Raw genomic sequence first — 14,725 nt, 5'->3', positions numbered from 1 at the left:
GGCGCGCTCAGGGTCTCCTCGGGCACGCCTCGCCCGTCTTCACGACGCGCACGGTGACCGGTGTGGTGAGGCTGTGGCGGGCCGGCGGGGGCTGCTGTGAACAGACCCGCCAGTTCGAGCCCAGCATGGGGATGCGGTGCCGGTCGAGGGCATCCGTACCGGCGAGCTGGCGGAACCCCGCTCCCCGGGCGGCCAGTTGGGCCTGGCGCAGGGTCAGGCCACGTAGGTCCGGAAGCTCGGCCGTCTGCTGCCGCGCGTGCTGGGAGAGGGCCAGCAGAGCGAGGACGGCCGCAAGGGCCAGCAGGGCGGGACCTTTGCGCATGGACGGCTCTCCCGGGACGGAAATGATTCGGGTGTTCGTGACCGTGGTGCGGCGAGGCGCCCGCACCCGGGGTGCGGGCGCCTCGGCCGGTCTCAGTTGACGCTGGTGAACCCGGCTTCCCTCGCTGCCGGTTCACGGTTCGCGGGGGCGGCGCCGGTCAGGCGCTCGCCCTCGATGTCGACGTGCGGCAGGCGGCGGTCGATCCAGCCCGGCAGGGACCAGGCGCGGTCGCCGAGGAGGGCGAGGACCGCCGGGACGATCGTCATGCGGACCACGAACGCGTCGAAGACGACCGCCGCGGCCAGGCCCAGGCCCAGCGACTTGATCAGTGCCTCGTCGCCGCCGATGAAGCCGCCGAAGACGAACGTCATGATCAGCGCGGCCGCGGTGACGACCTTGGCGCTGTGCCGGAAGCCCTCGACGATCGCCTCACGCGGACCGGCCCCGTGGACGTGGGCCTCGCGGATCCGGGTGACCAGGAAGACCTGGTAGTCCATGGCGAGACCGAAGACGATGCCGACCGTGAGGATGGGGACGAGGCTCATGATCGGGCCGGTGGTCTGCAGCCCGAACAGGTCCTTGAACCAGCCCCACTGGAAGACCGCGACCATCGCGCCGAAGGCGGCGAGGACGGACAGCAGGAAGCCGAGGGCCGCCTTGAGCGGTACCAGGAGGGAGCGGAAGACGAGGATGAGGACCAGGAAGGCCAGGCCGACGACGAGCAGCATGTAGGGGACGATCGCGTTGGCGAACTTCGCGGCGATGTCGATGTTCAGCGCGGTCGTGCCGGTCACCAGGGCTTCGGCACCGGTGGCGGCACGGGTGTCCGCGGCCTGGTCGCGGAGGGCGTGGACGAGGTCCTTGGTCGCCTCGCTGGAGGGGGAGCTCTTCGGGACCACGGTGATGATCGCCGTGTCGCCGGCCGGGTTGTAGACGGCCGGGGCGACCGAGATCACGTCCTTCGCCCCGCCCATGGTGCCGGTGAGTTCACCGACGGCCTTCTTCGCCGTCGCCGGGTCGGAGTCGCTGACGACGACCGTGAGCGGGCCGTTGAAGCCGGGGCCGAACGACTCGGCGAGCATGTCGTAGGCCTTGCGCTCGGTGGTGGCGGGGGGCTTGGAACCGTCGTCGGGCAGCCCCAGCTGGAGCTTGGTGGCGGGCAGGGCGATCAGGATCAGGCCGGCGACCGCGACGAGCAGCACCTTCCAGGGGCGACGCAGGACGAAGACCGCCCAGCGTTCGCCGAGGGGCGTCTTGGTGACCGTCCGCGGCTTGCGGGCGGCACGGCCGAGGACGCGTTCGGGGGCGAGCGCGAGCAGCGCCGGCACCAGGGTGACGGCGACCAGGACGGCGATGACGACCGCACCGGCGGCGGCCAGGCCCATGGCCGTGAGGACCGGGAGATTCACCACGGCCAGCCCGACCAGGGCGATGACGACGGTCAGCCCGGCGAAGACCACGGCGGAGCCGGCCGTGCCGTTCGCACGGGCGGCCGCCTCCCGGGCGTCGTGTCCGGCGGCCCGTTCGGAGCGGTAGCGGGAGACGATGAACAGCGCGTAGTCGATGCCCACCGCGATGCCGAGCATGGTCGCCAGCGCCGAGGTGCTGCTGTTGAGGTCGAGGGCGCTGGTCAGCGCGGTCAGGGCGCTCATCGTGATACCGACGCCGATCAGGGCCGTCAGCAGCGGCATGCCGGCCGCGGCCAGTGAGCCGAAGGTCATGACCAGGATCACCGCGGCCAGCACGAAGCCGATCGCCTCGGAGGAACTGCCGGACTCGGCGGCCGCCAGCGCGTCGCCGGACGCCTCGACGGTCAGCCCCTTGGCACGGGCCGCGTCGAGGGCGTCGTCGAGGTGCCGGTGGTCCGCGTCGGTGAGGGCGGTGGACTTGGCCTTGTAGGTGACCTGGGCGTAGCCGGTGGTGCGGTCGGCGCTGACGGTCTTGGCGGTGAAGGGGTCGGTGACCGAGGCGACGCGCGGGGAGGAGTCCCGCAGGTCCTTCAGCAGCGCGCGGACCTCGGCCTTGGGACCGCTGCCGGTCAGCTTCTCCCCGCCGGGCGCCCGCAGCACGACCCGGGCGCTCGCGCCCGAGGCGTTGGCGGCGGGGAACTTCTTGCCGAGCAGGTCGTACGCCTTCTGTGCCTCGATGCCGGGCAGGGTGATGTTCGAGTTGCCGCTGCCGGTGCTGTTGGCCGCCGCGGCACCCGCGACGCCCAGCACGACCGCCCAGAGCAGCAGAACCAGCCAGCGGCGGGTGAAGGCACCCCGGCCTATCCGGTGCAGGAATGTAGCCATGAGGAAGACAGACTCCGAATGTCAGGACGTGAAAGGGAGGGGCATGAAGGGGTGGGGAGGACACCGGTGCCGGGGACCGCCTGTGCCTGGTCTCCATGCTGCGCGGCCCCGCCCCGCCGCCGTGTCGGCCGTTCGTCCGGGGTGTGTCCCGCCGTGTCGGTCATCCGGCCGACACCACTTGATCCGGCCCGTTTCCTACGCTGGAAGCGTGGACTGGAAGCTTCCGTTCTCGCCGCTGGTACGACGGCTCCTCACCGGTGCCGCCCTGCTGGCCCTCGCCCTGACCTGGGTGGTCGACCTCGTCGCGCTGTTCCAGCCGGCCGGGGCGAGCGCGCCCGTCCGCTGGCTGCCAGTGTTCGTCACCGGCCCGCTGGCCGTGCTGGCGCTGCCCGACACCCGCCGGTCGCCCTCGCTCACGTTCCGCGCGGTGGGCGTCGCCGCCATGTCCGCCGTGCTGACCTGCGTCTGCCTGTCCGTGTCGGGGAGAGTGGCGAACTGGGGTCTCCTGGAGACCCTCGCGCTGCTGTTCCTGATCGTCCGGGTGCTCGCCGAGACGGAGTCCGACCGCACCACGGCCTGGACCGTCGCCGCCCTGGTCGCCGCCGTGCTGATGCTGCCGCTGCGCGGCCGTACGGTGGCCACTTTGGTGGCCGGGCAGTACGTGCTGACGGTCGCGCTCTCCCTGGCGGTCCTCATCGGCTGCTTCCTGCGTGCCATGGAGGCCCGCAGACAGCGTGCCGTCCAGGACGTGCGGTACGCCGAGCGGCTCGCCCTCGCCCGTGACCTGCACGACCTCATCGCCCATCACATGACGGGGATCATCGTGCAGGCCAACGCGGCCCGCACCGTGCACGCGACGTCGCCCGAGAAGGTCGATCCGGCCCTGGAGGCGATCGCCCGGTCCGGTACGGAGACCCTGGAGTCGATGCGGCGCCTGGTCCGCGTCCTGCGCGAGGACAACCACCAGGCCCTGCGCCCCGCCGACCTGCTCTCCGGCCTCGGGGACCTCGTCACCGACTTCTCCGGGCGCCGCTCCGACGCCCCCGCCGCCCGGTTCGAAGCCGGCGCGGCGGCCCGGACCAGCAGGTTCAGCCCCGAGGTCGAGACCTCTGTGTACCGGGTGGTCCAGGAGGCCCTCACCAACGTGCACCGACACGCCCCGGGCGAGCGGGTCGTCGTACGGCTGGACGCCGACCCGGACTGGCTCCATGTCACGGTCACCAACAGCCTGGCCCACCGCCGTACCGGCAGTCCGGCGGGCGGGCAGAGCGGGCTCGGGCTGATCGGGCTGCGGGAGCGCATCGAGGCGCTCGACGGGGAGTTCTGGGCCGGGGCCGTCGACCCCGCCCAGTGGGAGGTCCGCGCCAGCGTGCCCCGCTCCCCGGCGGACCCGCAGCTCGGCCTGCCGGGATGAGCCCGCTCAGTGGTGCCGCGAGGTGACCACGCCGTGCTCCCAGGCCCAGGCAGCGACCTCCACCCGGTTACGGGCGCCGGTCTTGGACTGGATCCGGGCCAGATAGGTCTTCACCGACGACAGCGACAGGAACAGCGCGTCGCCGATCTCCTGGTTGGTACGGCCCACCGCCACCAGCCGCATGATCTCCGTCTCCCGGGTACTCAGCCCGGCCGTGTCCGGGCCGGGGTCCTGGCCGGGACCCGCGCGCAGCTCCCGCAGCAGCCGGACGGTGACGGCCGGCGCGACCAGGGCGTCCCCGCGCGCCGCCGCCCGCACCGCCTCCACCAGCAGCGCGGGCGAGGCGTCCTTCAGCAGGAACCCGCAGGCGCCGAACCGCAGCGCGTCCCGTACGTAGTCGTCCTGGTCGAAGGTGGTGATGACGACGACGTTCGGACCGTGACCGCCGTTCCGTTCGGCGGTCAGCGTCCGGGTGACCTCCAGACCGTCCAGCCGGGGCATCCGCACGTCGACCAGGACGACGTCGGGCTTCAGCCGCCGGGCCAGCTCCACGCACTCGGCGCCGTCGCGGGCCACGCCCACGACCCGGATGCCCGGCTGGGCGTCGAGGATCATCTCGAAACCGGCCCGCACCAGCTCCTGGTCGTCGGCGATCACCACGTCGATCGGTTCGTCGGCCATGCGCGGTCCTACCCCGCCCGCCCCGCAAGCACCGGGATCGGTGCCGCGGTGCCCTCGTGCAGCATCGTGATGATCCGGTCCGCGTAGTCGGCGGGCGCCGTCCCGTCGAGGGTGTCGCGCGCGTGGTCGTGCGCCATGCCGACGATCGTGAGCGTGAGATGGGCGGCGGCCGCGTTCCACAGTGGGTCCCGGCCGCTGCGCTCGGCGATCGCTTCCTCCAGCAGCAGCCGCTCCCGGTACACCAGGTCCCACAGCCGCGCCCGCGGCCCGGGCGCGCGGTCGAGCTGCGCCCGCAGCCGGCGGATCCGGGCCTGTTCGTCAGGATCCAGGTCGAGGGCGGCGCGCACGACCCGTCCCAGCGAGACGGCGACGGCCTCGCCCTCCGGCCGGGCCCGGAGGAGCCCGGCGAGCACGCCGACGGTGCGTTCGACCGGGTCGAGCAGGATCGCGTCCTTGTTGGCGAAGTACCGGTAGACCGTGGAGACCGCCACCTCGGCCCGCTCGGCGACCTGCTCCAGAGTGGCCGCCTCGTACCCGTCCCGCTCGGCGAGCGCGATCATGGCGTCGTAGATCGCCGCCCGGACCCGCTGCGCCTTCTTCTCCCTCAGACCCACGCGGCAACCGTAACAGAATGGGAAGTCTTCTCATTTTTCACCGGTCTGCGCGAACAGGAAGGCCTGCGGGGTCGTTTCGCCGAGGGCGGTGTCGGCCTCCCGTACCGTGCTGGAGTGGAGCGTGAAGCCCGCCTCCGTCAGCAGGCGTGCCATCTCCTCCGGCCGTCGCCGCTCGAAGTCCAGCGCCACCGGATGCCCCCACGGATCCTCATGCCGCCGTGCCACGTCCCCCGCCTGGAAGGCGAGCAGCAGCCGGCCCCCCGGCCGCAGCACCCGCCGGAACTCCCCGAACAGCGCCGGCAGCCGGTCGGCGGGCGTGTGGATGGACGAGTACCAGCACAACACCCCGTCCAGCGCCCCGTCCGCCACCGCCAACTCCAGCATCGACCCCGGTACGAAGCGGAGGCCGGGGTTCTCCCGGCGGGCGATGGCCAGCATCGACTCCGACAGGTCGAGCCCGAAGACCGACAGCCCGAGGCCGGCCAGCCGGGCGGTGACCCGGCCCGGCCCACAGCCCAGGTCGGCCACCTCCCCGCCCTCGCCGACCAGCTCGGCGAACGCGGCCAACAGGGCCCGCTCCAGCGGCCGGTCGGCGAGGTCCGCGCGGAAGTGGTCGGCGTAGTCCTCGGCGACCGTGTCGTAGAAGGTACGGGTGGCGGCGAGGAAGTCGGAGGTCATGCCCGCGGACACTAACGGCCACCACTGACAACGACCCGACTCACCCGCGGCGCGAGTCCACCGCTTCGGCCCGGCGGAGCCGTCATTGAACCCCGGGGGATTTCCGACGTCCTGCGGGGATGTTCCGCATTCCTGCGAGGTGGCGGCGCCCGGCCCCGCATTCGTACGCGTGATGCGACGCATTCGGGGGGCGGCGGGAAAAGGCAGGAGCCCCGTCGCCGGAAGGCGCGGGGCTCCTTGGGTACTGCACTCAGTCTGGAATCAGACTCTGGGGTGTCTGGATCAGTGAGATCAGACGGGGGTGACGTTCTCCGCCTGCGGGCCCTTCGGACCCTGCGTGACGTCGAAGCTCACCTGCTGGTTCTCCTCGAGCGAGCGGAAGCCGCTCGCGTTGATCGCGGAGTAGTGAACGAAGACGTCCGGGCCGCCGCCCTCCTGGGCAATGAAGCCAAAGCCCTTTTCGGCGTTGAACCACTTTACGGTTCCGGTAGCCATAAGCCCTCCTTGGGCTCAAAAGGGTCGCCCTGCTCCAGAACCTGCAAGTGTGAAAACAAACTAAGTGCCGCACAACTGCATACGTCTGAAAACGACGAGAGCCTGCGGTTACATGCTCCGCAGGCTCTGTACTGCAAGGGAAACCAAACTGCAACTTGCGGCGAGCCTAGCATGTGGGCAGCCGAAAGCAACAGAGGCCAAGATCACGTCACCCGGACGTTTGAACGGCCTCGCAAGTGGGTTGACGCCCGGGGTGGCTTCGGTGCCGACGGCGGGGGCGGTCTCAGCACCGTACCTCATGGGGTCTAGTCTCGCGATGTGGACAATTCTCGCACCCGGCCGCGCGTCGGCCACATCCAGTTCCTGAACTGCCTGCCCCTCTACTGGGGGCTCGCGAGAACCGGCACCCTTCTCGACTTCGAGCTGACCAAGGACACCCCTGAGAAGCTCAGCGAGCAGTTGGTGCGCGGCGACCTCGACATCGGGCCCATCACCCTCGTCGAGTTCCTGCGCAACGCCGGCGACCTGGTCGCCTTCCCGGACATCGCCGTCGGCTGCGACGGTCCGGTGATGTCCTGCGTGATCGTCTCGCAGGTCCCGCTGGACCAGCTGGACGGCCGCCGGGTCGCCCTCGGCTCGACCTCGCGCACCTCGGTCCGCCTGGCCCAGCTGCTGCTCGCCGACCGCTACGGCGTCCAGCCCGACTACTACACCTGCCCGCCCGATCTCAGCCTGATGATGCAGGAGTCGGAGGCGGCGGTGCTCATCGGCGACGCCGCCCTGCGCGCCAACCTGCTGGACGCCCCGCGCTTCGGCCTCCAGGTCCACGACCTCGGCACGCTGTGGAAGGAGTGGACGGGCCTGCCGTTCGTCTTCGCGGTGTGGGCGGCGCGCCGGGACTACCTGGAGCGCGAGCCGCACCTCACCCGCGAGGTGCACGGCGCCTTCCTCGACTCCCGCAACCTCTCCCTGGAGGAGGTCGCCAAGGTCGCCGAACAGGCCGCCCGCTGGGAGGCCTTCGACGAGGCGACCCTGGCCCAGTACTTCACCACCCTCGATTTCAGCTTCGGCGCACCGCAGCTGGCGGCGGTGGCGGAGTTCGCCCGCCGGGTGGGGCCGACGACCGGTTTCGCGGCGGATGTGAAGGTCGATCTTCTGGAGGCCTGACAGGCAATAGGCTGCTGCCCGGACTTACTGGGGGGTGGGGCATGCAGCCGCTGGCGGGTGACGAACCTACGACCGTCGGGCCGTACCGGCTGCTCGGCCGGCTCGGCTCCGGTGGCATGGGCCGCGTCTATCTGGGCCGTTCGGCCGGTGGCCGGACCGTCGCCGTGAAGATCGTGCACCCGCACTTCGCCCTGGACGAGGAGTTCCGGGCCCGCTTCCGCCGTGAGGTGGCGGCCGCCCGGCGGGTCGGCGGCGCCTGGACGGCAACCGTCCTGGACGCCGACCCGGACGCGCCGGTGCCCTGGGTCGCCACGGCCTACGCGGCGGGCCCGTCCCTGGCGGCCGCCGTCGTGGACGGCGGCCCGCTGCCCGCGCATACGGTACGGGCGCTGGGCGCCGGCCTCGCGGAGGCGCTGGCGGCCGTGCACGAACTGGGCCTGGTGCACCGGGACGTGAAGCCCTCCAACGTGCTGCTGACCCTCGACGGCCCGCTGCTCATCGACTTCGGCATCGCGCGGGCCACGGACGGCACGGCCTCGCTGACGTCGTCGGGCGTCTCGATCGGCTCGCCGGGATACATGTCCCCCGAGCAGATCCTCGGCAAGGGCGTCACCGGCGCCGCGGACGTCTTCTCGCTCGGCGCGGTGCTGGCCTACGCGGCGAACGGCGCACCGCCCTTCCCCGGCGACTCCTCCGCCGCCCTGCTCTACAAGGTCGTCCACGAGGAGCCCGAACTCGGCGCGCTGAGCGGCGACCTGCGGGAGGTCACCGAGGCCTGCCTGGTGAAGGAGGCGGGGGCGCGGCCCGGCCCCGGCGAGGTGGCCAGGCGGCTGGCCCCGGAGGGTGCCGCGCGGCTGGTGACGGGCGGGTGGCTGCCGGGGGCGCTGGTGGAGCGGGTCAGCCGGAGCGCGGTGGAGGTGCTGAACCTGGAGGTGACGGGGCCGGGCGCGGCGGTACCGGCGTCCGGGCCGGTGGACTTCAGCACGCCTTCGGTGGACGCGTCCGGAGGCGTTCCCACGGGTGCGCCCCCGGAGGCTGCCACGGGTGCTGCCCCGGGCGTTCCAGGGGGCGTTCCAGGGGGCGTTCCCGCGGTGGGGGCGTTCGGGCCGCCGCCGACGGTGCCGCCCGCGGTCGTACCCGAGCCGCGTGACGCCGTGCCCCCGGGCGTACCCCCGGGGAAGGTCTCGGTGAGCGTCGCCGCGACCGCCGTACCGGCGGGGGAGGGCGGGCGCGGGCGCCGGGTGAGCTGCACGGTCGCGCTCGCGGTGGCCGGGGCGCTGGCGGTGGTGACCGTCGGCGCGGGGTTCCTGTTGAAGCCGTACCTCGGCGGCGACGGCGGACCGAACAACGACAGCGGCGCCGCCGCCACATCACCCTCGTCGTCCTCGTCGTCCTCGTCGGGCGGCGGCTCGGTCCCGGCCGCCTACCTCGGCACCTGGGAGGGCTCGGCCACCGCCCTGGACGGCAACCTGCCCATCGGCACCTTCCGGGTCAGCGTCGAACAGACGACGGTCGGCCGGGAGCTGGGCCGAGTGCGCCAGACCGACCAGCTGGGCGGGGTCTGCACGGACGTACTCACCCTGAAGTCGGTGACCGCCGAGAAGCTCGTCGCGTCCTCGGAGGGCGTCGAGGGCAACCACGACGGCTGCGACCCCGACCCGGCCACCGTGTACCTGACCCCCAGCCACGGCGAGCTGATCTACACGTCCGACAGCTCGGCGGAGGGGAACCCGGTGGCGGTGATGTCGAAGACGGGGGACTGAGCCCCCGCCTCACGGCCACGACTACTGCGGGGTGGTCACCGTGACGTGCTCCCCGCTGCCCAGGTGCAGCATGCCCCGGCCGGGCTGGATCGGGCCGCCGACCATCGCGCGGGTCGTCCGGATGCCGATCAGCTCGCCGGAGCCGGACTCCTGCGGGGAGAGCAGGATGCCCCGGCGGGCCTTCTTGGCGTCGACCTGCCAGCCGGAGAAGCCGTCGCAGATCTCGTCCTCGTCACCGGCGATGACCACGGCGAGCCCCTCCTCGGCGCCGCTCTCCACGATCCGCTTGAAGGCGTCCTCCGCGTCGCAGTCGTCCAGCACCTCGGCGTCGTCGACCAGGACCACGATCGGCTCGGCCGGCGACGCCGACGCGATGACCTCGGTCAGCTCGTCCTCGTCGATGTCCCGCCCGGTGAAGACCTTCAACACGCCTTCCTGGCCCTCTAGTTCGCGCAACGGGGACGTCCGGGGCGCGGCGACGACGATCCGTACGCCGTTGGCCAGGTAGGAGCGGGCGAAGCCCAACAGGGTCGTGGAACGCCCGGACTTGGCGGGACCGCCGATCACGAACGCGGGCACGCCCTGCGCCAGGTCGGGCCCGAAGGCCGTGAGTTCGTCGCCGCCGACGCCCACCAGGGCCCACAGTGGTGAAGCCGCCACCGCCGGATCCCGCATCGCCCAGGCGTCCTCGAAGGAGATCCGGCTGGGCAGCACGTCCACCCGGAACGGACGCCGGGAGCGCGGCACCTGGGCGTCCCGGGCCGCCGCCGCCTCGCCGATCGCGGCGATCGCGGTGGCCTGCCCCTGACCGGTGGTGTCCGCGGACAGCAGCGCGAACTGCGTCTCGGCGGCCGTCTCGCTGCGGAAGGCGCGGCCGGGCGGGATCTCCTCGGGCACCTTGCGCGAGTTGATGTCCAGCATCGAGAAGTCGGCGCGGTCGGCGAGCCGCAGACCGTACTTGTCCTCGGTGAGGGACGAGATCCGCCCGGCCAGGATCTGCCGGTCACCGGTGAGCACGAGATGGATGCCGACGCTCGCACCCTCCCGCATCATCACCATGACCTGGTCGGTGAGATCACCGTGGTTCAGCTCGCCGAGGGTCGGCAGCCAGCCCTCCCAGCGGTCCAGGAGCAGCACGATGTGCGGCAGCCGCTCCGCCTCCGGTACGGCGGCCCGCTGCTCGCCGATGTCCGCGAACCCCTTGTCGGCCAGCAGCTCCTGACGTCGGGTCAGCTCGCCGGAGAGGCGGGCCATGAGCCGCTCCACGCGCTCGGTCTGGTTACGGCCGACGACCGCACCGCAGTGCGGCAGCCGGGTCAGCGCGTTGAGCGCGCCGTTGCCGCAGTCGATGCCGTACAGGTGCACGTCCGCGCAGGAGTTGGTGCGGGCCAGTGACCCCGCGATGGTGCGCAGCACCTGCGAGCGTCCGGTGCGCGGGGCACCGGCGACGATGAGGTGCCCGAAGCTCGCGAAGTCGACGGCGACCGCACGGCGGGCCTGGTCGGCGGGCAGGTCCTCGACACCGTAGGGGGCGGCGGGCAGCGCACCCTGTGCCTGCACGGCCGGCACGTCGTCCAGCAGCAGCATGTCGTCCAGGGCGGGCAGCCACGGCGAGTGCTGGGCCGGGATCGCGAGCGCGGTGTTGGCCTCGCGCACGGCGTCGACCAGCACCTTCAGGTCGGTGATCTCGTCGTCCTCCTTGGCCTCGGACTTGGGCTTGCGCAGCGCGGCCCGCCCGAGGTCCTGCCAGGACAGCGCCCCGGCCCAGGGCGCGAGGGTCGCGGGGTCGGCCGCCCCGGGGCGCCGGCCGCCGACCCGGCCCGACTGGAAGGGGATCAGCGAGGCGTGCCCGAGCCGGACGTACGCCCGTCCCGGCGTGCTCTTCGCGATGTGCCCGGCATCGGGCGCGTCGATGACGTCCGTCGACTCACCGGCGTCGGTCACGCGCAGCGCGATCCGCAGGTTGGTGTTGGCGCGGATCTCGGGGGACACCACACCGGACGGCCGCTGGGTGGCCAGCAGCAGATGGATCCCGAGGGACCGGCCACGCTGGGCGATGTTCACCAGCCCCGCGACGAAGTCGGGCAGGTCCCGCACCATGGACGCGAACTCGTCGATGACGATGAGGAGCCGGGGGACCGGCGGCCGGGACGGATCCCTTCTCACCAGGTCCTGGTAGTCCTCGATGTCCTTGGCGTCGGCGGCGGCGAGGATGTGCTCGCGGCGCTTCAGCTCGGCACCCAGCGACTCCAGCGCGCGCTCCACGAGGTGGGCGTCGAGGTCGGTCACCATGCCGACGGTGTGCGGGAGTTTGACGCAGTCCTTGAACGCCGAGCCGCCCTTGTAGTCGACGAGCACGAAGGTCATGTTCTCCGGCGTGTTCGCCACCGCCAGCGCGGCCACGATGGTCTGCAGCAGCTCGGACTTGCCGGAACCGGTCGTACCGGCGATGAGCCCGTGCGGCCCGTCGCGCCGCAGATCGATGCCGAACGGGCCGTCGTACGACTCCCCGATGACCGCCATCGTCGACTGCCCGCCCATCCGCCACCGCGCGGCGATCGCGTCCCGGGTGGGCGGCTCCAGCTGGAGCACGTCGAGCAGCCGGCTGGCGGCGGGCAGCGCCGAGTCCTCGGACTCCCCGCTGATGTCACGCAGCGGCGACAGGGAGCGGGCGAGCCGGGCGCACCAGGCGGGAGAGACGAAGTCGGGCCGTACGTCGCGCTTGCGCAGCGCCCCGCTCTGCTCGACCCGCAGCCGCAACTCCAGGTCCTGCGGGGCCTGTTCCGCACCCTGCTGGGCCTGGGCCTGCGGGTGCCAGGCACGGAAGGAGGGGAAGCCGCCGACGGCCTGCTGCGCCACGGCCGCCGCGGGCGCGTCCTTGGCCGCCACCGGCTCGGCGACGACGACGCCCTGGCACTCGCCCGGCAGGAACCGCTCCTCCTCGTCCAGACAGATGGAGCGCAGGGCCACTCCCGGCCCTTCCTTCAGCAGCCGCACCACACCCGGCATGGACCGCAGCCGCCGCGACCCGTCCCACACGATCACGATGTCCGGATCGGAGAAGGCGGGCCCCTCGATCTTGCTGCGCCCGCCCTGCTGGAGGGCCTTCTGCCGGCCGTCGAGGAGCTGGGTGAGCTCGCCGACGCGGGCGGCGACGGTCTCGGAGTCGGTGCCGATCAGGACGTTCACGTCCTGGCCGCCGCCCGGACGGGAGTGCGGCAGCCAGCGCACCCAGTCCCAGCGGGTGCCGGCGTCGTTGTCGGTGAGGACGTAGAACTGCACGTCCATCGGGCTGTGCAGGACCGCGGTCTGGGCGACCGCCCAACGCCCCAGCGCGTGCGCCGCGTCACCGGGCCCGGCCACGCCGATCACCCCGAGGTCGCGCAGCGACAGGGCGACCGGGGCGTCCTCGATGTACCAGCGGACCTTGCGCTTGTGCTCGTCCTGCTCGGGGTCGTCGAGCTCGACCTCGGAGGGGACGCGCCCGGTGCCGAAGCGGATCAGCAGATGGTCGGCGTCGGTGCGGCGCCGCTCCCAGAGCCGGGTGCGCGGCCCGGTGCCGTACGTCAGCACCGCGGCGGGGTCGGGCACGGCGGCCCGCCGGTCGCTGCGTTCGGTCTTCAGGGCGTCCTGTGCGTCCTCCTCGATCCGGCCCTTGTGCTCCTTGTACTCCTTCAGCTGCTTGGCATGGGACTTGCGCCCGTGCTTCTTGTCCATGAAGTAGTTGCCGAAGAGCATGACCGGGCTCATCACGGCCATGATCAGGTAGTACCAGCGGTGGAACATGAACACCGAGACCACGGCACCGACGAGCGGCAGCAGCGCCATCAGCCAGGGCAGCGGCCGGGCCTCGTAGTCGCCGGGCGGGTTCGGGAGCGAGAAGTGCGTCTGGTGCTCGGCGGGGCGCAGCCGAGGGGGCCGGTTGTAGTCGAGCCCGGCACCGTCGTCGGACCACTTGAGGGCGGCGTTGGGCGGCGCGTAACCGGTGATCTCCAGCAGGGAGTTGCCGAGGGCGAGCTGGGCACCGAGCGGCCAGTCGCCCTCGCCCTCGAACTCCTCCCCGTCGAGCCGGGCGCCGTCGCCGTGTGTCCGTACTTTGCAGGTGCCGTCGATGGCGATGGTGAGGGTGGCCGCGCGGGCGGGCAGCTCCGGGTCCTCGACGCGGATGTGGCAGGCGGGGCCGGTACCGATGTCGTACCGCCCGACACCGAGGCGGTGCACGGCACCGGCCGCGGGACCGCCCGCCACCCGGAACTCCACGATCCCGGTGGGCTCGCCGAGCACACACCCGGCCGGGTCGTGCAGACTGACGACGACACCGTCGCGCAGCGGCGAGCCGACGACGGTGGCGGCGGGGTCGAGGGCGTAGCCGTCGACGTAGGCGAGCGGACCGGCCGCCTGGACGACCGAGGTCCCCCTCGGCGCCCCGATGGGTATGACCTGGGCGACCTCGCCGACGTCCGGGTAGCCCAGACCGACCTGCCGGGCCAGCTCCCGGGCCACGTCACCGACCGTCGACTCGGGATCGGCGTCGAGCACGACGTCGGCGGTGGCACCGCCGACCGGGTCGACGACCGTCAGACTCAGGCGCACGTTCGTCCTCCTCGCAGGCCCGGCACATTCGGTGTGACCTTAGCCGGACGGGCTTTCCCGGGCGCAACGGGATTGCGCCGGTTCACGATTCCCTCGCACGAGGCCCCTGCGGCCACGTGCCTCCCACCCGTAGGATCTTTGCGCATGGGACGGCCGGGTCAGGACCGGCCGATCCATCGGAGCAAGCCACGGGGGCGAGCCCTGGGGCGGCCACAACACAACGGGAGGGATGCCGACATGGGCAAGGGCAAAGACACGGACCTTACTTATGCCGAGATGGAGAAGGTCGCCGGCGACCTGATCAAGGACATGCACGAGCTCGAAGACAAGATCAAGAACATCGAGAAGCGTGTCTCGGCACTGGTGGAGGAGGGCTTCACCACCCAGAAGGCCTCGGGAGCGTACGACGACTCCATGAAGGACTTCACGAAGGGTGCGACGAAGACGATCCAGGGCCTGCACGGGCTCTCGGACTTCCTGAAGAAGGCCAAGGAAGCGTACGAGCAGCTGGACGACCAGCTGGCGAAGCAGGCCAAGGGTTAGTAAAGTCCGCCCTTGACGTGGGACTTGAGTGCGGTGGGGGGGTTCCTTCGCCCCCCCCCGCTTTTCGTTTTTTCTTTTTTTTGGGACCGTCCTCTTTTTTGTCCCCGTTACGGGTTTCCTTGGCACCTTCCCCCTACTTGGTGTACCCCAAGGCCTCCACG

11 protein-coding genes are annotated in these 14,725 nt (G+C 71.9%); 4 read left to right on the top strand and 7 right to left on the bottom strand.

Features of this window, described 5'->3' with window-relative positions; all coding sequences use genetic code 11:
* Window positions 1-7 precede the first annotated feature (7 nt).
* Both ACZ5K7_RS37470 and ACZ5K7_RS37465 read right to left on the bottom strand, forming a co-directional pair.
* Window positions 8-322 carry a PASTA domain-containing protein gene (locus tag ACZ5K7_RS37470; protein ID WP_351694189.1) on the bottom strand — a complete coding sequence of 105 codons (315 nt, stop codon included), beginning with the start codon at window positions 320-322 and terminating at the stop codon, window positions 8-10.
* A gap of 92 nt (window positions 323-414) precedes the next feature.
* Window positions 415-2,616, bottom strand: a complete 2,202-nt coding sequence (locus ACZ5K7_RS37465; RefSeq protein ID WP_468920978.1) for an MMPL family transporter — start codon at window positions 2,614-2,616, stop codon at window positions 415-417.
* A 208-nt stretch (window positions 2,617-2,824) separates the two neighbouring features.
* Between ACZ5K7_RS37465 and ACZ5K7_RS37460 the strand changes: the two genes are divergently transcribed.
* Window positions 2,825-4,030 (top strand): sensor histidine kinase, encoded by a 1,206-nt coding sequence (locus tag ACZ5K7_RS37460; RefSeq protein WP_351694183.1) that lies wholly within the window; start codon window positions 2,825-2,827, stop codon window positions 4,028-4,030.
* A 6-nt stretch (window positions 4,031-4,036) separates the two neighbouring features.
* Here the strand turns inward: ACZ5K7_RS37460 and ACZ5K7_RS37455 are convergent, their stop codons facing one another.
* From ACZ5K7_RS37455 to ACZ5K7_RS37440, 4 genes are all read right to left on the bottom strand, one after another.
* Window positions 4,037-4,711, bottom strand: a complete 675-nt coding sequence (locus tag ACZ5K7_RS37455; RefSeq protein WP_351694180.1) for a response regulator transcription factor — start codon at window positions 4,709-4,711, stop codon at window positions 4,037-4,039.
* 8 nt (window positions 4,712-4,719) lie between these two features.
* Window positions 4,720-5,325 carry a TetR/AcrR family transcriptional regulator gene (locus tag ACZ5K7_RS37450; protein ID WP_351694177.1) on the bottom strand — a complete coding sequence of 202 codons (606 nt, stop codon included), beginning with the start codon at window positions 5,323-5,325 and terminating at the stop codon, window positions 4,720-4,722.
* Between the two features lie 30 nt (window positions 5,326-5,355).
* Window positions 5,356-6,003 (bottom strand): class I SAM-dependent DNA methyltransferase, encoded by a 648-nt coding sequence (locus ACZ5K7_RS37445; RefSeq protein ID WP_468920974.1) that lies wholly within the window; start codon window positions 6,001-6,003, stop codon window positions 5,356-5,358.
* Between the two features lie 291 nt (window positions 6,004-6,294).
* Window positions 6,295-6,498, bottom strand: a complete 204-nt coding sequence (locus tag ACZ5K7_RS37440; RefSeq protein ID WP_003992177.1) for a cold-shock protein — start codon at window positions 6,496-6,498, stop codon at window positions 6,295-6,297.
* A 318-nt stretch (window positions 6,499-6,816) separates the two neighbouring features.
* On the opposite strand from ACZ5K7_RS37440, the gene ACZ5K7_RS37435 reads away from it, so the two are divergent.
* Entirely contained in the window at window positions 6,817-7,665 is an 849-nt protein-coding gene (locus tag ACZ5K7_RS37435; RefSeq protein ID WP_351694172.1) for a menaquinone biosynthetic enzyme MqnA/MqnD family protein, read from the top strand.
* A gap of 41 nt (window positions 7,666-7,706) precedes the next feature.
* Window positions 7,707-9,428, top strand: coding sequence for a serine/threonine-protein kinase (locus ACZ5K7_RS37430; protein WP_468920971.1), 1,722 nt, complete (start codon window positions 7,707-7,709; stop codon window positions 9,426-9,428).
* Window positions 9,429-9,449: 21 nt separating this feature from the next.
* Here the strand turns inward: ACZ5K7_RS37430 and ACZ5K7_RS37425 are convergent, their stop codons facing one another.
* Window positions 9,450-14,021, bottom strand: a complete 4,572-nt coding sequence (locus ACZ5K7_RS37425; RefSeq protein WP_468920967.1) for an FtsK/SpoIIIE domain-containing protein — start codon at window positions 14,019-14,021, stop codon at window positions 9,450-9,452.
* Between the two features lie 237 nt (window positions 14,022-14,258).
* Here ACZ5K7_RS37425 and ACZ5K7_RS37420 point away from each other — a divergent pair, with 237 nt between their 5' ends.
* The gene (locus tag ACZ5K7_RS37420; RefSeq protein ID WP_351317920.1) at window positions 14,259-14,564 is read left to right on the top strand and encodes a WXG100 family type VII secretion target; all 306 of its coding nucleotides are present in this window, start codon (window positions 14,259-14,261) and stop codon (window positions 14,562-14,564) included.
* The last annotated feature ends 161 nt before the right edge of the window (window positions 14,565-14,725 follow it).

Source organism: Streptomyces sp. NPDC031497, assembly GCF_055580905.1.
Note: the sequence above shows the minus strand (reverse complement) of the source record. Positions and strands in the feature narration are given on the sequence as shown.

Bases quoted from the DNA above. Each gene is read 5' to 3' on its own strand.
- ACZ5K7_RS37470 (WP_351694189.1), bottom strand. From the start codon at position 322: ATGCGCAAAGGTCCCGCCCTGCTGGCCCTTGCGGCCGTCCTCGCTCTG.
- ACZ5K7_RS37465 (WP_468920978.1), bottom strand. From the start codon at position 2,616: ATGGCTACATTCCTGCACCGGATAGGCCGGGGTGCCTTCACCCGCCGC.
- ACZ5K7_RS37455 (WP_351694180.1), bottom strand. From the start codon at position 4,711: ATGGCCGACGAACCGATCGACGTGGTGATCGCCGACGACCAGGAGCTG.
- ACZ5K7_RS37445 (WP_468920974.1), bottom strand. From the start codon at position 6,003: ATGACCTCCGACTTCCTCGCCGCCACCCGTACCTTCTACGACACGGTC.
- ACZ5K7_RS37440 (WP_003992177.1), bottom strand. From the start codon at position 6,498: ATGGCTACCGGAACCGTAAAGTGGTTCAACGCCGAAAAGGGCTTTGGC.
- ACZ5K7_RS37430 (WP_468920971.1), top strand. From the start codon at position 7,707: ATGCAGCCGCTGGCGGGTGACGAACCTACGACCGTCGGGCCGTACCGG.
- ACZ5K7_RS37420 (WP_351317920.1), top strand. From the start codon at position 14,259: ATGGGCAAGGGCAAAGACACGGACCTTACTTATGCCGAGATGGAGAAG.